19 protein-coding genes are annotated in these 20,008 nt (G+C 68.5%); 16 read left to right on the forward strand and 3 right to left on the reverse strand.

The genetic code is table 11. The annotated features are described in order from the left end of the window. Positions 1-9 precede the first annotated feature (9 nt). Positions 10-864, reverse strand: a complete 855-nt coding sequence (locus ACIP5Y_RS36745) for a class I SAM-dependent methyltransferase (RefSeq protein WP_400357033.1) — start codon at positions 862-864, stop codon at positions 10-12. Between the two features lie 18 nt (positions 865-882). Beyond that, entirely contained in the window at positions 883-1,746 is an 864-nt protein-coding gene (locus ACIP5Y_RS36750; RefSeq protein WP_400357034.1) for a thioesterase II family protein, read from the reverse strand. A 52-nt stretch (positions 1,747-1,798) separates the two neighbouring features. Between ACIP5Y_RS36750 and ACIP5Y_RS36755 the strand changes: the two genes are divergently transcribed. Next, positions 1,799-2,929 (forward strand): transcriptional regulator, encoded by a 1,131-nt coding sequence (locus tag ACIP5Y_RS36755; protein WP_400357035.1) that lies wholly within the window; start codon positions 1,799-1,801, stop codon positions 2,927-2,929. A 33-nt stretch (positions 2,930-2,962) separates the two neighbouring features. Here ACIP5Y_RS36755 and ACIP5Y_RS36760 read toward each other — a convergent pair whose 3' ends face one another. After that, a complete protein-coding gene (locus ACIP5Y_RS36760) occupies positions 2,963-4,069 on the reverse strand; it encodes a hypothetical protein (RefSeq protein ID WP_400357036.1) in 1,107 nt (368 codons plus the stop codon). A gap of 613 nt (positions 4,070-4,682) precedes the next feature. On the opposite strand from ACIP5Y_RS36760, the gene ACIP5Y_RS36765 reads away from it, so the two are divergent. The 15 genes from ACIP5Y_RS36765 to ACIP5Y_RS36835 all read left to right on the forward strand — a co-directional run bounded on the left by ACIP5Y_RS36765 (position 4,683) and on the right by ACIP5Y_RS36835 (position 20,007). Continuing rightward, entirely contained in the window at positions 4,683-5,240 is a 558-nt protein-coding gene (locus ACIP5Y_RS36765; RefSeq protein ID WP_400357037.1) for a flavoprotein, read from the forward strand. 7 nt (positions 5,241-5,247) lie between these two features. After that, positions 5,248-7,851: a hypothetical protein gene (locus tag ACIP5Y_RS36770; RefSeq protein ID WP_400357038.1), complete on the forward strand. Its 2,604-nt coding sequence runs from the start codon at positions 5,248-5,250 to the stop codon at positions 7,849-7,851. Continuing rightward, positions 7,848-8,636 carry an SDR family NAD(P)-dependent oxidoreductase gene (locus ACIP5Y_RS36775; protein ID WP_400357039.1) on the forward strand — a complete coding sequence of 263 codons (789 nt, stop codon included), beginning with the start codon at positions 7,848-7,850 and terminating at the stop codon, positions 8,634-8,636. The genes ACIP5Y_RS36770 and ACIP5Y_RS36775 overlap by 4 nt, the downstream gene beginning before the upstream one ends. A gap of 12 nt (positions 8,637-8,648) precedes the next feature. After that, positions 8,649-9,119, forward strand: a complete 471-nt coding sequence (locus tag ACIP5Y_RS36780; RefSeq protein WP_400357040.1) for a hypothetical protein — start codon at positions 8,649-8,651, stop codon at positions 9,117-9,119. After that, the gene (locus ACIP5Y_RS36785) at positions 9,116-10,384 is read left to right on the forward strand and encodes an aldehyde dehydrogenase family protein (protein WP_400357041.1); all 1,269 of its coding nucleotides are present in this window, start codon (positions 9,116-9,118) and stop codon (positions 10,382-10,384) included. The genes ACIP5Y_RS36780 and ACIP5Y_RS36785 overlap by 4 nt, the downstream gene beginning before the upstream one ends. Then, the gene (locus ACIP5Y_RS36790; protein ID WP_400357042.1) at positions 10,371-10,835 is read left to right on the forward strand and encodes a hypothetical protein; all 465 of its coding nucleotides are present in this window, start codon (positions 10,371-10,373) and stop codon (positions 10,833-10,835) included. The genes ACIP5Y_RS36785 and ACIP5Y_RS36790 overlap by 14 nt, the downstream gene beginning before the upstream one ends. Then, entirely contained in the window at positions 10,828-12,183 is a 1,356-nt protein-coding gene (locus ACIP5Y_RS36795; protein WP_400357043.1) for a class I adenylate-forming enzyme family protein, read from the forward strand. Before ACIP5Y_RS36790 ends, ACIP5Y_RS36795 begins: the two co-directional genes overlap by 8 nt. Then, positions 12,165-13,196 carry a beta-ketoacyl synthase N-terminal-like domain-containing protein gene (locus tag ACIP5Y_RS36800; protein ID WP_400357044.1) on the forward strand — a complete coding sequence of 344 codons (1,032 nt, stop codon included), beginning with the start codon at positions 12,165-12,167 and terminating at the stop codon, positions 13,194-13,196. Before ACIP5Y_RS36795 ends, ACIP5Y_RS36800 begins: the two co-directional genes overlap by 19 nt. A 5-nt stretch (positions 13,197-13,201) precedes the next feature. After that, positions 13,202-13,462 carry an acyl carrier protein gene (locus tag ACIP5Y_RS36805; protein ID WP_400357045.1) on the forward strand — a complete coding sequence of 87 codons (261 nt, stop codon included), beginning with the start codon at positions 13,202-13,204 and terminating at the stop codon, positions 13,460-13,462. After that, positions 13,459-14,064, forward strand: coding sequence for a hypothetical protein (locus ACIP5Y_RS36810; protein WP_400357046.1), 606 nt, complete (start codon positions 13,459-13,461; stop codon positions 14,062-14,064). Before ACIP5Y_RS36805 ends, ACIP5Y_RS36810 begins: the two co-directional genes overlap by 4 nt. A 5-nt stretch (positions 14,065-14,069) precedes the next feature. Beyond that, positions 14,070-14,687, forward strand: coding sequence for a GNAT family N-acetyltransferase (locus tag ACIP5Y_RS36815; RefSeq protein WP_400357047.1), 618 nt, complete (start codon positions 14,070-14,072; stop codon positions 14,685-14,687). Continuing rightward, a complete protein-coding gene (locus ACIP5Y_RS36820) occupies positions 14,684-15,136 on the forward strand; it encodes a MaoC/PaaZ C-terminal domain-containing protein (RefSeq protein ID WP_400357048.1) in 453 nt (150 codons plus the stop codon). Before ACIP5Y_RS36815 ends, ACIP5Y_RS36820 begins: the two co-directional genes overlap by 4 nt. An 11-nt stretch (positions 15,137-15,147) precedes the next feature. Then, a complete protein-coding gene (locus ACIP5Y_RS36825) occupies positions 15,148-16,752 on the forward strand; it encodes a thiamine pyrophosphate-dependent enzyme (RefSeq protein WP_400357049.1) in 1,605 nt (534 codons plus the stop codon). A 121-nt stretch (positions 16,753-16,873) separates the two neighbouring features. Further along, positions 16,874-17,623, forward strand: coding sequence for an ABC transporter ATP-binding protein (locus ACIP5Y_RS36830; RefSeq protein ID WP_397013034.1), 750 nt, complete (start codon positions 16,874-16,876; stop codon positions 17,621-17,623). Beyond that, entirely contained in the window at positions 17,620-20,007 is a 2,388-nt protein-coding gene (locus ACIP5Y_RS36835; protein ID WP_400357050.1) for an FtsX-like permease family protein, read from the forward strand. Before ACIP5Y_RS36830 ends, ACIP5Y_RS36835 begins: the two co-directional genes overlap by 4 nt. Position 20,008 lies beyond the last annotated feature (1 nt).

Consider the following 20,008-nt stretch of genomic DNA (forward strand, 5'->3'; position numbering starts at 1 on the left):
CGTTCCGGCCTAGCGGCTGAACCGCACCACCGAACTCCAAGGCTGCCACGGCCTTCCGGCCGGCTTGCGGGGATCCGGCTGGGGGAACAGCATCACCGGTTTCAGGAACCAGGGCAGGCGGCGATACCGGCGCGCCGCCGAGGTCAGCGGTTCCACCTCATCGGCGGTCCAGCCCAGATCGGCGAAGAAGCGCAGCGGATCGACCGGGCCGAAGCGCCAGGGGGCGTTTGCCAGTAGTTCGGTGGTGGACCTGTTCATCCGCTTCACCAGCGTCGCGTTATTGACATCCATTGCCCACCACGCGATCTCGGGACGAGCGAACGCGGCGGCCAAACCGGTGACATCGTCGTCGGTGAGGTAGTAGACCAGCCCCTCGGTGAGCACCAGCGCCCGCTGCGCGCCCGCGAGGGCTTCGTCCAGGAACCGTTGCCGCGCTTCGGGATCGGCGAGGTCCACCGCGGTGCGAGTGAGCGCGCAGCGCGGCGACTGCCCGGCCAGCAACTGGTTCTTCTCCGCGATCAAACCGGGGAGATCGCCTTCCACCCAAGGCAATTCGGCGGGCAGCTCCAGCCGATACGGCCGGGTGTCCATCCCCGCGGCCAGATTGAGCACCAGGTCGCAGCCCTGCGCGATGGTCGCCAGGATCAGGTCATCGATGAGCTTGGTGCGGGTGATCAGGCTCCAGCCATTGTGCATCAGGCGCGGTGTGCGGCCGACAATGTCGCGGCCCCGTTCCCCGGCGACCAGGTCGGCGAGGGGATCGTCGAAAAGGGCATCGGGGCGGGCGGATTCGACCGCCCGGAAGGCGGCCACCCAGCGGGCGGTGTCGGAAACATTGGTTATGAGTTCAGCGGTCTCGGCCACCGGTGCAGTCTCGCACAGCTAGCTCGACACCGCCTGGCTGCTGTGCTCGCGGATCAGTTGCGCAATCGGGCCGCAATTCGCATCGATGAAGAAATGACCGCCCGGAAACGAGGTCGCGAAGAAGCTTCCGGAGGTATGTGCACGCCATGCCTCGATATCCGCGAGACTCGCATCGGGATCACGATCGCCGGTGAGCGCGACGATGGGGCACTCGACCATTGCGCCCGGGGTGCACTCGTACGTTTCGATTGCGCGGTAATCGTTTCTCACGACCGACAGGATCATTGCCCGGAATTCGGGATCCTCGAGCAATGCCGTTGGCGTGCCGCCGAATCGCACCAGCTGTTCGCACAGGTCCCGGTCGTTCAGCAGATGTACGCGCCCGGTCTGCGGAGCCGAGGGAGCGCGCCTGCCGGAGGCGAACAACACGCTGGGCGCCACACCCGATTCCTGTTCGAGCCGCCGGGCCACCTCGAAAGCGACGACGGATCCCATACTGTGGCCGAACAAGGAAAAGTTCTCGACCCCTGCCAGCGCTTCCACCATTGCGGGCAGCAATCCGTCGACGAGGTCCGGAATACTCCCCACCAGCGGTTCGTGCCGACGGTCCTGCCGCCCCGGATACTGAACGGCGAGAACGTCATACTCCGCTCCCACCCGCCGGGCCAAGGGCCCGAACGACAGGACGGACCCGCCCGCATGGGGAAAGCAGATCAAGGTGTGAGAGCCGTTCTCCGGCGCGGCGGCGGACAGGCGACGTAGCCAGCTGGAACCCATGGAGCGTCGAGCCTTTCGAAGATCGGCGGAATCAGTCAATTTAGCTTGGCGGCAAGGGGATTCGCAAGACCCCTCGCTCGGGCGCAAGAGCGGTGGCCCGGGCATGAGGACTGCGTCAGGGTGGTTCGGATAGCACGCTTCGATGAGGAGGGGCGTAGTGACCCTAGAAGATCGTGTCGATGCAGCGGGAGCGCACCAGTGGCTCGCCCGCGCGGCATCGGTTCCGGTAGAGCATGTCCCTGTCGAATTGATCTCGCCCGGCTACTCGCCGCGGGCGAGTGCCGGCACCAACGACAATCACGTCCGACTGCTGGCCGAGGCGCAGGCCCCGCTGCCGGCGATCATCGTGCATCGCCGCACCATGCGGGTCGTCGACGGGGCGCACCGGTTGGCGGCCGCCATGGAACTCGGGCACGAGACCATCGCGGTCAAGTATTTCGACGGCAGCGAGGACGAGGCCTTCGTGCTCGCGGTACACGCGAATATCGCGCACGGCCTGCCACTTTCGCTGGCCGAGCGCAAGGCGGCCGCACGGCGGCTGGTGCAGTCGCATCCGCAATGGTCGGATCGGTTGATCGCCGATATCGCCGGGCTTTCGCACAAGACCGTGGGCGCGGAACGGCGTCGCACGGCCGGATCGGACGCACCGATGGACAGCAGAGTAGGAAAGGACGGCAAGATCCACCGACGAGAGGTCTCCGAGGGCAGGGGCATTGCCGCCGAGATGATCAAGAACAAACCGGATGCCTCGCTGCGCGAGATCTCGCGGCTGGCCGGCATCTCGGTGGGCACCGCGAAAGATGTGCGCGACCGCCTGTTCCGGGCCGATACCGCCCTGCGATGTCGCCCGGTCGGCACACCGGCGGCACTCCCGCACAAAAGAACCGCGGAGCCCGAGGCGAGCGCCGCGGAGCCTGCGGATTTCACTCCCGTCGCGGTGACGACGCCCGGTCCTGCCGTGGTGACCTCGCCGGACGTCCCCGAGCGCCCGGCCCGCGCCGGGGCCGCGCACGTGGCCTCGGTGCAGGAACTGATCCTGCGCGGCCTGCGCAATGACCCGGCGCTGCGGTTCAACGAGCGGGGCCGGACCCTGTTGCGGCAGCTGGCCGCCTCGATCGTCGATATCCGGGACTGGGCGCGCTTGACCACGGATGTGCCGAATCACTGCTCGGGCACCCTCGCCCGGCTGGCCCGCGCCAACGCCCGCTCCTGGCATGAGCTCGCCGATCAGCTGGAGGGCAATCCCGCGGCCCGTCCGACGATCGCGGATGCGCGGCGGCTCGGCTGATCAGGGCACCGGACAGTGTTTCAGGACAGCGCCTTATCGTTGCTCGGCGGGCGCTGTCCTGGATCGGCCGGAAAGTGCCATGAGCTCCAGGAGTTTGGCGCCCGCGGTTATCACGCGTTTGTCGGAGACGTCATTCTCCAGGCGATTCCGAAGCTGCCGGGCGATTTCACCGGTGGTGGTGCCGAACAATCGATCGTGCTCGAGCAGTACCGGAATCGCGGAGGTGACGAGATAATGGAGATATGCCTCGTTGCGGCTCGCGATATCCTTGCTCACCTCGGCTTCGGTATTGTGGAAGCCGCCCCCGGTGGGCAATGAAAAGTCTTGGGAGCGAGGCGTATCGGCATAATACGAAGTCACCGACCACAATTCGTTCCGCCGCAGCAGTACGTTCTGTTCCAGGCTCCGCGCGTAGGCGATCGAAGTATCGGTATCGCCCTCGCCGAGCAGCACTCCGATGGCGCCGCTGCGATAGGCGAACGCCGAATTCCGTTCGCGCGCACGGGGTGAGATGTCGGCCGGGACCGCGCCGGTGAGCTTCGTCAGCTTGTGCAGCAGGATGCCGTAGCCGACCGTCGTATGCAGGGAGTTGGAGCCCCCGTCCAGCGCATCGATCAGTTCCAGACCACGTTTGACCAGTGGCGTCATATCACTGAGCAGGCCGTGCGGTTCCGTCGCGAACAGGGCGTCCAGGGCCAGATCCTGCCGGACGCCCCAACATCGGGCGAGGTTCGACACCGCGGCGTGCGGGTCGAGCTCCATCATGCTCGAGGCGGTGGCGAGGATGGTGGCGACGTGCTGGGCGGTACGGTCGTCGGTCAGCAGCCCGGCCACGCGTTCCTGCGAGATCTCCAGGCCGGCTTCATCGCATTCGCGCAGCGCCTCGGCCAGGCGGGATCCGTAGCTGCACTTGGTGACGTATTCCGGCAGCCCCGGCAGCACCGCGACCAGTCGCTGCAGGGTCGCGCCCGAAACCCGGTCCAGCCATAACTCGTTGCGCCACAGTCGCGACAGCGTGCTCGCCGGCAACTTCGACAGGAAGACCACATCGGCCATGCTGAGCATGGCGGCCTCGGCGAGCGCCCCCAGCGGTAGCGGCGAGAAGAGTAGTGGTGCGTCGGCCGCGGCCGGAACAGTCATGTCGCATCCCCCGGTGGGCGGTCAGGGCCGAGGGGCGTGGGTGGTGCTCATCGGCACGAGAAACCTGCCGCCTTGGGTGGTGCGGCAGGCTGTGTCAACGGTATTCAATCAGAAGCAATGCCATTTCCAACCGGAAGTAAAGCAGTGGCCTTTGAAAAAGTCAACGCCACACTTGACGCCGGGAGCGTTGAACATGCAGCGGCACTGCACTTGTCGCGGCCGGCGGGGTGGGCGTGCAGGTGGGGAAAGTACCCACTTGAACACGTCGGGAAGCGGCCGCAATTGCGCATCCAATGCATTCCCTTTTCATTGCGACCGCCGGAAAAGCTCTGCTAGGAATATTGGCGGAGCGGAATTGCCGACTCTGTCAGAGAAGGAAAAAGGAGATCATCATGATCGACGTCACCAACATTGCCGACCTCCACGACATCGACACCACCTCGGATGCCGCGGAGCTGGTCGCCTCCATTTCGTCCAGCGGCTGCTGACGCAGAAATCGGGGCGTCGGTGTTCATGTGTTCCGGCACATGAACACCGGCTTTGCCGCACCGGCAGGCTATTTGTTCTCCGCTCGTAATTCATTTCAATTGATTTGGAAGGCAGGGCTGTCGGCATGCGGCTCATATTGTTTTCGACCGGGACGTTGAACAGCTGCTTTCTGCCGGTCTGGATCAATTGGATGAAAGCCAATCGGGCGGATGTCGCACTGCGCGTCGTACTTTCACCGCAGGCCACGAATTTCGTCAGCGCGCACAGCATTCACGCCCTGTCGGGTGCGCCGGTGGCGATAGACAGCTGGGACGACCCGGTGCTGACCGCCGAATCGTTCGCACCGCACACCTGGCTCGCCGGCCATGACGTGATCCTGGTCTACCCGGCCTCGCTGAACACGTTGTCGCGCATCGCTTCCGTCGACGCGTCGACCCCGATGCTGAACGCCTTGCAGTGCACGGCGGCCCGCGTCGTCCTGGTGCCCAACCTGCCACCCGGCGCCGACCGTGCGCCCGCGGTGCTCGCGCTCCTGGAGACGCTGCGCGAGCGGCCGGGCACAGTGCTCATCGATCCGGTGCCGCAGCCCAGCGCGAGCGTCGCGGAGACCGCGCTGGTGGCGCCGCCGATCTGGGATGTGTTCCCCGTCATCGATGCCGCGCCGGCCCGAAGGGCGGCCTGAATCCGCCATGCAGTTCTATCTCGAGACCCTGGCCGACCCGGAATACTTTGCGCCGCTGGAACAGTGGCGCCTCGATGCCCAGCGGCATCCGCACCTCGCCGCGATCCCGCACGGTGCGATCGAATGCTACGACCTGCCCGCGCAGTGGGGCAGCACCGCGCGGGGACCGTGGACGGTCGTCGCGCCGATCGGCAGCCGGCTCGTGCCGCAGGGCTGGAAGGTGCACCTGGCGCCCGCCCCGGCAGACGTGGCCGAGGTGGTGACCGCGACGGCGCGGCTGTGCTTCGCGCGGGGACTGGCCTTCAAACATCTTGCGCGCCATGAATACGCGTGGGCGCTGAACGGAAAGTACGCACCGCGCGCGGCCTCCGGGAAGGTCGTGGTCGTCTACCCCGGCGCGGATACCGATCTGGAGGAACTGTTCGGCGAGCTCCTGCGGGTGTTCGGCGGCTTCCGCGGCCCGCGGGTGCTCGGTGACCACCGGCTCGGGAACTCGATCGTGCACACCCGCTACGGAGCGTTCACCGAACGGTTCGGCCGCGACGCCGCGGGCGAACCGGTGCTCGCGCTGAACGACGCGACCGGGGAGCTGGTGCCCGATCGGCGCGGAGTGCGCCCCTATACGCCGCCCTTCGCCGAACTACCGGCAGCCGTGGGCAATTCGCAGAGCACACTCGAGCAGGAACAGCCGCGCCCGGTGTACACCGTGGACGGCGCCCTGCACTCGTCGAATACCGGCGGGGTATACCGCGCCAGGAACATCGCGACCAACGAGGCGGTAACGCTCAAGGAAGCACGGCATTTCACCGGATTCGACGCCGGCATGCGCAGCGCGGTCGACCGGCTCGGCACCCAGCGCGACACCATGCGCGCCCTGGCCGCCGCCGGTGTCACCCCGGAGGTGCTCGACTACTTCACCCAGGGCGACAGCGACTTTCTCGCCTACCGCTTCGTACCGGGACCGACCCTGCAGGAATGGTCCGCGGCCCGCAATCCGGCGCTGATCCAGGCCCGGCCCGAGGAGCCCGTCCCGGTCGAGCTCGCCCACGCCTTCGCCGCAGCGGTCACCGCGCATATCGCACAGCTCTCCCGGCTCGCCGCCGTCGCGCACGACGCGGGGATCATCCTGGTCGACCTGCACCCGGCGAACGTGATCGTCGAACCCGGCGGCGAACTGCGGATCATCGATCTCGAAGCCGCCGCACCGAGCGCCGATCGCGGCGCATTGTTCGTCGGCGCACAGGGTTTCGGCCGGCCGGGGGAATGCGGCCGGGACGCCGACGAATTCGCCCTGGCCGCCACCGAGCTCTACCTGTACGTGCCGATGGTGCCGATCACCTCCTATATCGCCGAGGGGACGGCGACGCTGATCGACTTCGCCGCGCGCACCTTTCACCTGGACGCCCGGTGGCGGGCCGGAATGCGCCGCAGGCTCGGCGTCACGGCCACCGCGCCTACGGCGGCAAGCACCCGGGGGCAGGCAGAGCCGTCCGGCGACCTGCTCGCCCGCTATCTCGACCGGGTCACCGAAACCCTGCGCGGCTGTTTCGATTTCGGCGATCGGTATCCGATTCCCTGTAGCCCGGCCGGATTCGGTGAGTTCTCGCGATTCGGCATCGAGCACGGTCCGGCGGGTGCGATGTGGGCACTGTCGCGAACCGGCGCGGTGCCGGATCACGTGGCGACCGAATACACCACCTGGCTCGAGAAGCACATCGACCGATTCGGCGCCCTCGGCAACGGCCTGCTCGATGGCTGGACCGGCAATATCATCGTCAGCGCGGAGCTGGGCGCGGACGAACTCGCCACCCGCCTGCTGGACCGATTCCTCACCACCACCGACCTTTCCGCCTCGCCGTGGCACGTGCGCGGCGGGCTGGCCGGGCAGGTCCTGCTCGCCCTGTGGTGGCGGTCGCGGGGTCGCGCCGAGGTGGACGACGATTGGCTCGAACACGCCGCGGACGAACTGGAACGCCGGGTGCGTGCGCAGCTCGGGGCGAAGAGCCCGGCAACCGGTCTGCTGAACGGCCTTTCGGGCGCCGCGCTCGCACTCTTCCGCGCGCACGCGGTACTGGCGAAGCCGGGCTATCTCGATACCGCGCGCACCGCCCTGGACGCGGAACTGGCCACCTATGTGCCGCACGGCTCGGACGAACCGCTGCTCTACCACTGGGACGGGCAGATTCGGATGCTCAGCTATCTGGACCGCGGCAATGCGGGACTGCTGATCGCCGCGGCCGAACTCGGTTCCGCCTGGGACGTGGACGCGGACACCCGCGGCGCACTGCAACGCGCGGCCTGCAGCCGGGTCGGCGTGCAGCCGGGGCTCTACATCGGACTCGCGGGCGGTCTCGCCGCCAATGCGGTACTGCGGGAACGCACGGACTGGTTCGACGCGGACTATCTCGATCGGTGCAATGAGCAGATCGCGAGCAGCATCGTCGCGTTCTCCGGCGCCGGTGCGCGCGGATTCCACGTGCCGGGCCGGCAGTCGGCCCGCGCCTCGGCCGATTTCGCGACCGGCGCCGCGGGCGTGCTTGCGGCACTGTCGTATTGGACGGGACGGTCTCGGTCCTGGCTGCCCGGCCTCTACCCGGAGGCGGCGCGGTGAGCGGCCCGATCCGGCCCATCGCGGTGGTGACCGGCGGCTCGCGTGGAATCGGCGCCCGGATCTGTGAACGGCTGGTGACGACCGGCTTCGACGTGCATTTCTGCTATCGGAATGCGCGCCGGCGGGCCGAGGCCACCGAGGCCAGGGTGCGCATGTCCCACCCGGACGCCACCGTGCGCGGCCACCGCGCCGATATCACCGAACCACGGGCCTTGACCGAGTTCGCGGCGGCGGTCGGCGAAACGGGTCGTGCGGTAACCGCACTGGTGCTCAATGCGTCCGGCGGCATGGAACGCGGCGCGCCGGCCGGCTACGCGGACCTGGTGAACGGCGAGGCGCAAGTGGCGGTGCTCGAAGCCTTCGCGTCACTGCTGCGGCCCGGCGCCTCCGTGGTCTACCTGACCAGCCTGCAGTCCCACGGCTTCGGGACCATCGAGGAATTCGACAGCTACTACGCCATCGCGCGCAGCAAGTATCGCGGTGAACAGCTGGTCGGCAGGTGGTGCCGGGCGGCCGGGCGGGTGCTCGCCTTGACCACGGTGGTCAGCGACATGGTCGAGGGCACTCCCGCAGCGCTGCTGATGGATCTGCGCGAGCCCGCCGCCTCCCAGGATCGCCGTCGCGCGGCGCTGCGGTCGGGTGCGGCGCTGCCGACCGTGGATGCGGTCGCCCGGCAGGTCGAGCTCGCGGTGACCGCCACCCGTTTCCCGGGCAGCTACGTCGACTACGTGGCCGGCGGCCCGGTCATCGAAACACTCGGTACGACAACCGGATCCGGTAGGTAGGAAGGAGTGCACATGCACGACACCATTTATCGTGTCGCGACCCGCGGCATGGTGATCGCGGTGGCCGGCGCCTCGCTTGCCGGTTGCGGCGATGTCGGCAAGGTCATCGGCGGGAACACCGATTCAGCGGCGGGAGGCCACAATTCGGCGCTCTCGGACCGTGCACAGGCGGTAGTGCTGCGCGGACTCGGCGCCGCCTCGTTCGCCGGTGCGTGCGCAGACGTCGACTGGGCCTGCCCGATCGTGGAATTGGATGCCGAATCGGATTATGTGGTCAATGTCCGCTCCACGGTCAGCGATCAGCGGTGGGAACCGGCGGGCCGCGGCGCCCGCAGCGTGCTGCAATATCTGCGGCAGTCGCCGGACACCTCGACGGTGAGCGCCGTCAAGTACCTCAATGCCAAGGGCGCCGTGCTCGATACGGCCGACCGGCTCACCTTCAAGATCGGTGATTGCGCACTACCGTGCGGGCGGCCGCGATGACGAGTCTTTCGACCCCACCGCTGCAGACCGCCCGCGCGCGGGCCGCCGACCTCGATCGAATCATCGAAAGCGCCTGCGCCACCGCGGCTCTCATCGATTGCCGGCGCGATCGCATTCGCGACGTGCTCACCCCGATCGCCACCATGGACAGCATCGACACCGAGATCGCGGACTCGATCGACCTGCTGCGCACCGCGGGACAGGAGTACGCCGCCTACCGGGCCGGCGATCCGGATACCCAGCTGCGGGTGTTCCTGCCCGCGAACAATCTGCTGTACAGCACGGCGCTGTTCGTGGCACTGCCCTCGTTGTTCTTCGGAGATGTGCTGGCCCGCCCCGCATCCCGGGTGACGGACGCCTACCTCGAACTCGGGCGGATCCTGTCCGGCGGGCCGATCGATATCGGCGAGCGGCTGCGCACCTATTCCCAGAGCACCTTCGCCGATATCTCGCAGGGCAGCGTGGTGGTCTTCAACGGCAAGCCGGCCAACGGGCGGCGGGTGGACGAGGAATGCGCCAGCGGGCTCTTCCTCGGATTCGGCACCGGCATCAATCCGATCGTGATCGGCGGGGATCTGTCCGGGCCGGAGCTGTCGAACGCGGTGGAGGCCACCGTGACCGCGCGGCTCTACAACAACGGGCAGGACTGCCTGTGCCCCGACGTCGTGTTCGTCGATGCCGCGATCGCCGAGGACTTCGTGCGGGGCCTGGTGCGGCGGCTCGGCGCCGTCCCGGTCGTCGCGGACGGGGCGGTACCGGGGTTGATCAGTTCGCCGCTGGCGGATATGGCCACCTACGACCGTGCAGTGACGGTACTGGACGAGCTGGGCTCCGCCGTGGTGTGGAGCGGGGAAACCACCGCGGACCAACGGCATTGCCCGATCGCGGTAGCGGTCCGGCGGCTGCCGGAGATCGCGGACTCGGTGCCGGAACTGTTCGGCCCCCTCTTCAATGTCGTGATCTACGACCGCCTCTACGAGGTGCTGGACTTCCTCGACACCACCGATACCGAGCCCTACGGCATGTACATCAGCGTGTTCGGCGTCGCCGAACTGGTCGGCGTCGACCGGGTGGGCAGTGCGCGGAACACGGGGGCCCGCACGGCCTTCGAGTTCGAGAACGGCCACGACCCCTTCGGCGGATTCGGCCGCAATGGCACGGTATCGGCCGGTGTGGGCCTCGAACCGGTCAGCAGGCCGCTCCTGCTGTCGGCCGAACTCGCCTACTACGCGGCCGGAAGGAGAGGCGCCGATGCGCGACGATGAGCAGTTGCCGGAGCTGGCCCGGATCCGCACCGAAACGGTCGGCCCGCTGGATTTCCTGCGCTGGCACAGCCAGGTCGGCCGCATCCTGGCCGACTATCTCCGCGCCCTCGACGTGCCGGAGCACGAAAAGTCCTCGGCCAATATCCTTTTCCGCTCGCCCGAGCTCATCGACTGGGCGGCGGCGAAATATGCGGCGGCCGAACGTGAGGATCGCCCGACGCTGCCCACCGAGGTACTCAATGCCGATGGCTGCCGGGTGTTCGGCGCCAGCACCAAACGCGGCTGGCGCGGTGCGGCACTGGCCGTGTCGTGTGAGCGCCACGTCGCGCTCGACGTGCTCTCGGCCCTGGCCGCAGGGACCGGCGCGGCCCTGTGCGTCCTGCTCGAGGCCGAGCTGACCGAGCCGGACAGCTCGGCGGCCGTCACCCTCGGGAGCTTCCGTCATGTCTGACCATCGCGAGCTTCCGGTGATCAACGGTGCGCCACTCGACGGCCACCTGCTGGATTCGCTACGCCGCGAGCTCGATTCGATCCTCGTGCCCGGCGAGCATGCCCTGCTCGCCCCCGGCAATACGCGTCTGTACGCCTACGCGTACCTGATCGCCCGCGAATTCCGGGTGCCGTTCGTCCTGGGCGCGCCGGAACAACAGGCCAAGGCCTTCGACACGCATCGGACCATCGCCGGGCTGACCGTGGTGTCCTGCCCCACAGCCGGGGAGGTGCCCGCGGTCCTCGCGACCACCTCCGGCACCAGCGGCGCCGGCCGCTTCGTCGCCTGGTCGCGAACCGCGCTCGCGTATCAGGCCTGCGCCACGGCCGAACGTCTCGGCACCGGCGAGAACACGAGGTATGCCACGGCCCTCGGCCTGGGTAGCTCGTACGGATTCAGCGTGTTCAATCTCGCGCTCGACTTCGGCGCCGAGTTCCGCACCTGCGGTGCGACCGCCTTCAGCGAGCTCCTGGCAATGCTGACCGCGCGCCGCTGCGACAGCCTGGACACGCTGCCCGGCGTGTGGCGCTACCTGGCGCAGGCCATGCGCACCGATGCCGAGGTCGCGGCGGCGGTGCGGGCGTTGACCGTTCGCGGTGTGGGCGGCGAGGTGGTCGCGCACGATCTGCTGGACTTCTTCGAGGACGCCGGCGCGCCACTGCACAACGGATACGGGCTGACCGAGGCCGGACCGAATGTGGCCATCTCCATCGGTGCGTACTACTCACCGCGGCATGTGGGAATTCCCTTGGCGGGCACCGAGGTGCGGATCGTCGACGACGAGATACAGGTGCAGAGCCCGAGCGTCGCCGACCAGGTCTGGGATACCGAGCGGCGGCGGCTGATCCGCAATCCCGATCTCACCGCCGACGGCTGGTTGCATACGAACGACTTCGGCGTGCTGGACCCCGCGGGCCGGCTCGCCGTCCATGGCCGCCTCGACGCGATGCTGATCAGCCAGGGCGTGAAGCTGCACTCCAGCGTGCTCGAACAGCAGGTGCGCGGTACCTCGCGCAATGCTCCGGAAGTGGCTGTGCTGCAGGTGGATCCGGCGCGGAACGGGCGCAGGCGGGTGGTGCTGGTCGCCATTACCGACAGCGCGGCCCGGCACGATGCGGAGCTGGCCGCGACCCTGGTGGCCAATGCCCGGGAGTTCCCCGTCCAGTTCAAGGCGCGCGAAATCCTGCTCGTACGGCATGCGGACGTGCCGCACACGGCAGCCGGAAAAGTGGATCGCCGCAAGCTCTCGGCCCAGGTATCGGCTCATCTGAACGGATCGGTGGAGATGCCATGCACGCAACTGTCGTAGATTACTTCGGCGCGCATCGGGCGACCGGCTACGGGACCGCCTCGGCCTTCGACCCCGGACCGCATATCGCCGATGCCGAGATCGCTCGCCGCTCCCGCGCGCAGGTGCTCGCGCACTGCGTGGACACGCTGCTCGCGCGCAATCCCGAAGTGGTCGGCAGCCGGCTGGTCATCGTGGAGGCGGCGCAGACCACCGGCGCGCACTTCCCGTCCAATCTCGAGGAATACCAGCCGACTCCGAGCCGCACCCATCCGCGCCTGGCGTCCTGGCGGCGCGACCGGCTGGTCATCTCGCACGCCTGCGCCTCGGCCGGGCTGGCGCTCGCGGTCGCGGCCGCCCTGATTCAGCGCGGCCGCTGCGACTACGCGCTGGTGCTCGGCGCCACCGCGCCGGGCTTCATCGAACAGGCGGCGTTCGCCAGCGCCGGTGCGCTGACCGGCCTCGAACATTGCCGGCCCTTCGACGCGAGCGCCGACGGGACGGCGCTCGGATTCTTTGTCGGAGCGGTCATTCTGGGCGCGGAGCCGGCCGATCGCGCCGACCGGCTGGTGATCAGTGGCATCGGCGTGCAAACGCTCGGGCTCGGCGCGCAGTCCGATCCGGACAGCCAGCTGGCGTGCATGACGAATGCGGTCCGGCAGGCCGGGATCACCCCCGCATTCGTCGCCGCGCACGCGACCGGCACCAAGCACGGCGATCGCGTCGAGCTGGATGCGGTGGCGGCGCTCGGCCGTTCGCTGGACACCGAGCTCTACGTCTCGTCCTGCAAAGGCGAGGTGGGTCATTCGGTGCATTCGGCCGGATTGGCCTCGGCCCTGGTGGCTTTCGAGACCTTGCGGGTCGGCCGGATATTCGGCACCCAGCACTGCCTCGATCCGATCGAGGCCCCGGGCGCCCGGGTGGTACCGCACGGCCGGATCGTCGACCACGCCGCACCGCGAGCGGGGATCGTCAACGCCTTCGGATTCGGCGGGACCTCCTGCTCGATTCTGGTTCAAAAGGGAAGGGAATGACTGTCATGGCTGCCAACGAGAAGGAATTCTTCGACATCGTCGCCGCCGAGATCGAGCGGATCAATGATCTGGACGAGTTGCCCGAGGTGACGGCGGAATCGTCCATCATCGACGATCTCGAGCTCGATTCGCTCGGCATGCTCGAACTGGTGCTGCGCCTGCAGTCGGAGTTCTCGGTATCGCTGAGCGAGGAGGAAGTCGTCGGCGTCAAGACCGCCGGCGACCTGCTCGACCTGGTGAACGGCAAGGGCGCGGTGCCGCGATGATGAAGTTCGCCGCGCTCGAACCGATACTGACACAAGAGGATTCGGCGCACGCGGCCCGGCTGATGAGCGCCGATCCCGTCTCCGCGGTGTCCAGCGCCGGACCGCAATGGTTGCGTGATCGCCAAGCCGCCGCGGCCATCGACCGCGCGGCCGTCGCCTTCCTGATTCGCGGGGGAGTGGACGGCGTCGGCGTGCTCCGCGCCGAACGGCTGCAGACCCCCGGCGTTTTCGAGATCCTGCTGCACAGCGCCGACGACGCGGCGCTGGAACAAGCCGGGGTGGGCGCCGCGCTCGACGAGTTCGTGCGCTACCTGCTGAACAGCACCGAGGTGCATCGCCTCGAAATGTGGTTCGGCGTCTACAACCGGCTGCTGCTCGACTACGCCATGGAATCGGAGTACTTCCGCTGCGAAGGGCTGGTGCAGGACCGGTACTTCGCCGAGGGCCGGTACTGGGACGGCCTGGTGTGGTCGATCACCGGATCGCGGCTGCACGATATCCAGGCGGCCGATACCGGCGCCACCGAGGCGGAACGCGGATATGCCCGCACCGCACGCCGATTGCGGCAGGCCATCCGCGACCACCTCGCCGAGACGGAGTAGACCCGGTGACCCTGCTGGGCAGGTGGACGCGACTCGAGGAAAGCCACGGCGCCGATCCGTCGCATATGCTGACCCACGTCTTCGAATCGTCGGCACAGCGGTTGTTCGCCGGATCGGCTGTCGCGCCGGTGGATTCGCGGGGTCTCGGCGATATGGCACAGGCCTCGGATCGACTGCTCGGCTACATCTATCGCCGCGATGACGCGCCCGGGCAACGGCCCATCGGCATCTACGACTGCCGGCTGGCCGATCCCGCCCGGATGCACATCGGGGTGGTGCTGGCCGGGGACGCCGCCTGGGGCAATGGCGTCGGCATGGACGCGATGCTGGCGCTGCTGCGGTACCTGTACCACTTCGACGGCCGTCGCGGATTCGAAATGACTGCCGCGCTGCACAATCCGAATACCGTCCGGATCTTCGTGCACAATGCGGTACGCCCGGAAGCGCTGCTGGCCGACTGCATCGCCGACGGTCCGCGGCTCACCGCGCGGGCCGTCGGGACGCTCACCGAGCCGGAGTTCGCCGGGGTCGGCTATCAGGTGCCCGGCGCGAGCGAATTCAGCGATGCTCATTGGCAATCGGTCCGGCAACAAGTGATCTCGGAGATCGGAGCGGAATCGTGAGCGCGGTCGATGTCACCTCGGTACTGCTCGATCAGGCCGGCCGCCCGGCGCGGCGGTCCCGGTCGATCCAGCTGACCCAGGACCGGGTGACGGCCTTCGGCGCCCTGACCGAGGATATGCAGTGGATCCACACCGATCCGGTGCGGGCCGGCGCGGAGCTGGGCGGGACGCTCGTCCACGGAATGCTGGTCGCCGCACTGATTCCGGGGCTGGTGCACGAGGCGCTCGAGGCCCCCGACTGCGATCGTGTGATCAACCTCGGCTTCGAACGGCTCAGCTTCGCCACGCCCGTGCCGGTGGGCAGCGCGATCTGCCTGGACGCCAAGGTGATCGAGGCAACGCCCGGCAAAAGAGGACTGGACGTGCGCTGTGACGTGACCGTGTGGCTCGACATCGAGCGCCCGCGGGTCAGTGCGGCGGGCGTACTGCGCTTGCGATTCATCGTGTGAAAGGGGCTGGGGTGAACGGGATCTGGGACGATATCGTCCGAATGCTGGAGGCCGCCGGGCCGCGGTTGTATACCGGTGTGCCGGGCGATGATCCGGACATCATCGACGCCGCGCGGGCGGCGGGCGCCCGGTTCGCGGCCGTGCAGGATCAGCGCTCGGCCTCCTATGCGGCCGTGGGCTGGTCGCGGCTCAATGACCGGGCCGCCGTGCTCGCGACCGCCACCGGACCCAGTCTGCTCAATGCGCTGATCGGCATTTCGGAGGCCCGCGCGTCGCGGACGCCGCTGCTGGTGCTGACCACGACCAACCGGGATGCGGTGATCGGCCGCGGCGGCTTTCAGGAGTTTCCGGCGGCGGCCCTGGGCGAGGGCCTGTTCACCTGGACCCATCGGGTGGCGAGCGGCGCCGACCTGGCGTGGGCCGTTTCCCGCGCCCGCTACCTGGCCGAGCACGGCCGGCGCGGGCCGGTCCATCTGATGATTTCGCCCGAGGTGGCCGATGCCCGGGTCGGCGACCCGGCCGAGCTTCCGGTGCGGGCCCCGATGCCGCCGGGACAGTCCGCCGAGACGCTGGCGCCGATGTTCGAGGCGCTGCGCGCGGCCCGGCGGCCGGTGCTGTTGTTCGGCGGTGGGACGCGGCAAACGGAGGTGGCCCGACACGGCTTGCCGCTCGCTGCGGCCCTGAATGCGCTGTGCCTGGTCACCGCGTCCGGGAGGGGTGTCTTCCCGGAGGACCATCCGCGGTTCGGCGGCCTGGCCGGGTTGTATCTGCCCGAGGAATCGCGCGCGGCTCTCGCTGCGGCGGATGTGGTTGTGGCGCTCGGTAGTCAGCTCGAGGAGACGGCGCTGATGGGCTGGGACGCCCCGGCGATCGCGGGGCGCGACACCGCGGCGCAGCTGATACACGTCGATACCGACCCGTCCGTCCTCGACCGCGCGGTGCCGGCGCATTACCCGGTGACCTGCGATTCCGGGGTATTCCTGCGCCTGGCAGCCGATTCCATGGGCCGGCCGACCGATGCGGCGCCCTGGTGGCGGCCGTGGCAGCCGATGCGCGTGGACGACGGCGCGGGTATCGGGACCGTCCAATTCTGGACCACCTTGCGGGAAGCCATGCGCGACCAGCGCATCGATGTGCTCGCACAGGAAAACGGGCTGGCCGATCTATGGGGCTACTACGCGCCGTGTTTCACCCTCCCACTCGGTGTGCGGTCGCTGGTACCGAGCGAGCAGACACCGCTGGGCTTCGGTCTGGGCGCCGCACTGGGCGCCGCCGCCGATGGCCGCCGGGTCGTCGCCGTGGGCGGCGACGGCGCCTTCCTGACCAACCTGCCGACCCTGCTCGCGGCCGCCCGCGCGAACGCCGATATCTGCTTCATCTGCCTGGACAACGGCGGATTCGGCTGGCCGTCACTGTCCCGGACCGATACCACGATCGTCGATTTCGATGCGGGCTCGGCGATCTCCGCGCTGGCCGGGGCGACCGGGTGCGGCGCCGCGGTGGTGTCGGAGCCACACCTGCTGGCCAAGACCTTGCGTACCGCGCTGGCGGGCAGCGGTCCCCGGCTCGTCGTGGTCCGGCTGACCGACCGACCGCCCTTCCCTCCGGCGGGATGATCCGGCGTGTCCGAATTTGGTCATTAAGGATGACGACTGGCCGGATCGGACCGGGGATCATGATCGGGGTGGGCCGCGGTCGCGTCCTCGGGGTGGTTTCTGGACGAAAGGGATTGGTGCTGTGAAGATTTCGGAAGATCCTTCGGATTCGGTATTGCGATTGCGTGCGGTCACCAAGACTTTCGGCAAGAAGGACGCCTCGGTGGTCGCGCTGGACGATATCGATCTGGATATCGCGGCCGGGTCGTTCACGGTGGTCATGGGCCCTTCCGGTTCGGGGAAGACCACGCTGGTCTCGTGCCTGAGCGGACTGCTGCCGCCCACCAGCGGGGAGGCTTTCTACGGCGACCGCAATGTGTACGCACAGTCCGATCGCGACCTGTCCCGGATGCGGCTCGAGCACTTCGGTTTCGTGTTCCAGGAGTACGGGCTGCTCGACTCGCTGTCCGCCCGCGGCAATATCCTGCTGCCCGCCCGCGCCGCCGGGAAGAAGGTCGATGACCAGCAGCTGCGCGCATTGTGCGCGGATCTGGGGATCGCGCAATACCTGCGCATGCTGCCCGATGAACTGTCCGGCGGCACCCAGCAGCGCGTGGCCTGCGCGCGGGCGCTGGTCGCCCAGCCGGACGTCATCTTCGCGGACGAGCCGACCGGCGCGCTGGACTCGCACAATGCCGCCCGCATCCGGGAGCTGCTGCGCCGGATCGTCGACGAGCGCGCGATTTCGATCGTCACGGTGACCCACGACCCGCAGTTCGTCGAATTCGCCGACCGGGTGCTGCTCATCCGGGACGGGCGTATCGAACACGATCTGGTCGGGGCCACCGTGAAAGAGGTTGTGGCCTACTCGCAGGACCGGGTGGCGGTGTGACTACGCTGTCGGCGCCGAAGATATTGCTGCCGCAGGCACAGATGATGTTCGGTCTGGCCGTGGGGCAGCTGCGCCGCTTGCGGCGGCAGACGGTGCTGGTGCTGATCATTTCGATCGCGCTGCTGGCGTCGCTGCTGATTCCGGCGGGTTTGTATCTGTCCTACCGGCACAAGATCTCTCAGGCCATTGCGGCGACGGTGCTGCCGGGGGAATTGATCGTCACCTCGAGCACCTCGCTGCCGACCGCCGCGGTCGACGGCGCGCTCGCCGCAGCGCCGGGCGCCTGCGCGTTGTCGCAGATTTCCGGCCAGGTGGTGGTGCACGCGGGTACTGTTGCCTCCCAGTCGATTCCGGGATACTTCGTGCGATCCGGCGGCGCGTGCGCCGATCCGGGCGCCGCGCTGACGTACGGATCCGGCGACCTGGTGGCCTGGCCCGCCGCGGGCGGACCGGGCGGCGCGGCGGTCATGGGGGTCAGCGGGGCGACCGGCGCCGTCGAAACGAACGCGCCGGTGACCGCGGCCGCCACCTCCGTAGGCTTCGGCGACGAAGCGCTCGCGCGCGAAATCCTCGGCGCCCCGGAGGGATACAGCCTGGTGGCACTGAGTGGACCGGGTGCGCGCACGGCCGCCGACCGGCTCGCGGATGCGGGCGGCACCGTGCGTTCGCGCGCCGACTACCTCGGTGAACTGACCTCGAAACAGATCAGCAATGTCAGCTTCGTCGGGGTCATCGCCATCATCTTCGCCGCGGTACTGGTCTGCGGATTGACGGCGGCCCTGGTCTTCTCGCTGATCCTGCTGGCCATGAGCCTGCGGCCCCAGTTCGATATCCTGCGGCGCATCGGCGTGCCGAACCGGGAGATCCGCACCGTCAAGGCCATCCAGGCCGGTGCGATCCTGCTGGCCGCCACGATCGCCGGCACGGCACTCGCGTTCGGCGCGGATGCGTTGATACCCGCGAATCAGTTGCTGCTGGGCACCTTCACCGTCGACGGCGTCGCCCTCGACGGGTGGACGTGGGCCGGTGCCGTGCTCGCGATCGCGGTCGCGATCGGCGGGGCCTGGCTGCTCGGCGACTCGATCTCGGGGACCAAACGTGCGGAAACCGGCGGCCCGGCAGTGCGATTCGCGCTGCTGCGCCGGGCGGTCGTGCCTATCTCCGCGGCGGCGGCGATCGGGCTCGGTATCTGGTCGACGGTCTCCGAACGCTTCGGCTTCACCGGACTCGTGATCGGTTACTGCTTGGTGCTGACCGGGCTGTTCCTGCTCGCCGCGCCCGCGCTCCGCGTGTTTACCCCGTTCACCGAGCTGGGCGGGACGCGCGGGGTGCTGTTGCCCTGGTTCGGGCTCGGCAGTGTCGGCCGGGTGCGCACCCAGGCCGCGGTCGCCGTGTCCTGCATCGGTTTCACCGCCACCCTGGTCGCGATCATCTCGGTGTTCGCGACATCCACCGACACCTCCATCAACCGGCAGATCGATGCGAATGTCGGCGCTCAGATGGTGGTGGAGCCCAAGGCCGGCTTCGTCATCTCGAGCGACGATATCGCCGCCCTGCGCAGCGCCCCGGGCGCGAGTGGCGCGGTCGCCGTCGCCCCGCAGAACGGCATCGATATCTCGGGCCGGGTGAGCAACGGTGTGGCCGTGGACGGTCCGCTCGACAGCGGTGCGTTGCAGCTCACCATGGTCGGCGGGACCACGACCGTGAGCCCGGATACCGCCATGGTCTCCGCTTCGGAAGCGGCGAAACTCGGTGTCGGCGTCGGTGATTCGATCGAGCTGGGCACGACATCGATCCGGGTCGCCGGGATCTACCGGGACGCACCGACACTGGGCGACTTCGTGGTGTCCGCGGACCATGCGAACGGTTCCGGATTCCAGTACGTCTTGATCCGCGACTCGCAGCCGGCGGCCTTCGCCCAGGTCAGCACGGTGGCGGCCGGGCTGCCCAATCTGGTACTGCGCTCGATCGATGAATACCGGGTCAAGCAGAAGGCCGACTCGCGCATCATCATCGAGGCGCTGACCCAGCTGTCCGGTGTGGTCGGGGTCGGACTGCTGCTGGCGCTCGGCGTCGTGCTCGGTGTATTGAGCGGGGGGCGGGTCAAGGAATGGTCGATGTTGCGGCGCATCGGTTTCAGTCGGGGGCTGGTGCTGCGCAGCGTCGGGGTCGAGGCGACGGCGGTGTCCATCGTCGGCGTCGCGGCCGGTCTGGGGGTCGGCTCGGCGTTCGGGTACGCGGTGTGCAAGTACCTGAGCTGGGCCGGCCTCACGGATGTCGTGCTCGATCCGGCCACCTCGGCGGCCGCGGGTGGCGGGCTGGTCGCGATCGGGGTGCTCGTCTATCTGCTCGCCTGCTCGAGCGCATTGCGACAGGCGCGGTGAC

The sequence above is a fragment of the Nocardia sp. NPDC088792 genome, assembly GCF_044750615.1.
Taxonomy (GTDB): domain Bacteria; phylum Actinomycetota; class Actinomycetes; order Mycobacteriales; family Mycobacteriaceae; genus Nocardia.

Coding starts and splice junctions, on each gene's coding strand:
- ACIP5Y_RS36750 (WP_400357034.1), bottom strand. CDS start 1,746: ATGCCCGGGCCACCGCTCTTGCGCCCGAGCGAGGGGTCTTGCGAATCC.
- ACIP5Y_RS36760 (WP_400357036.1), bottom strand. CDS start 4,069: ATGACTGTTCCGGCCGCGGCCGACGCACCACTACTCTTCTCGCCGCTA.
- ACIP5Y_RS36765 (WP_400357037.1), top strand. CDS start 4,683: ATGCGGCTCATATTGTTTTCGACCGGGACGTTGAACAGCTGCTTTCTG.
- ACIP5Y_RS36770 (WP_400357038.1), top strand. CDS start 5,248: ATGCAGTTCTATCTCGAGACCCTGGCCGACCCGGAATACTTTGCGCCG.
- ACIP5Y_RS36780 (WP_400357040.1), top strand. CDS start 8,649: ATGCACGACACCATTTATCGTGTCGCGACCCGCGGCATGGTGATCGCG.
- ACIP5Y_RS36785 (WP_400357041.1), top strand. CDS start 9,116: ATGACGAGTCTTTCGACCCCACCGCTGCAGACCGCCCGCGCGCGGGCC.
- ACIP5Y_RS36790 (WP_400357042.1), top strand. CDS start 10,371: ATGCGCGACGATGAGCAGTTGCCGGAGCTGGCCCGGATCCGCACCGAA.
- ACIP5Y_RS36795 (WP_400357043.1), top strand. CDS start 10,828: ATGTCTGACCATCGCGAGCTTCCGGTGATCAACGGTGCGCCACTCGAC.
- ACIP5Y_RS36800 (WP_400357044.1), top strand. CDS start 12,165: ATGCACGCAACTGTCGTAGATTACTTCGGCGCGCATCGGGCGACCGGC.
- ACIP5Y_RS36805 (WP_400357045.1), top strand. CDS start 13,202: ATGGCTGCCAACGAGAAGGAATTCTTCGACATCGTCGCCGCCGAGATC.
- ACIP5Y_RS36810 (WP_400357046.1), top strand. CDS start 13,459: ATGATGAAGTTCGCCGCGCTCGAACCGATACTGACACAAGAGGATTCG.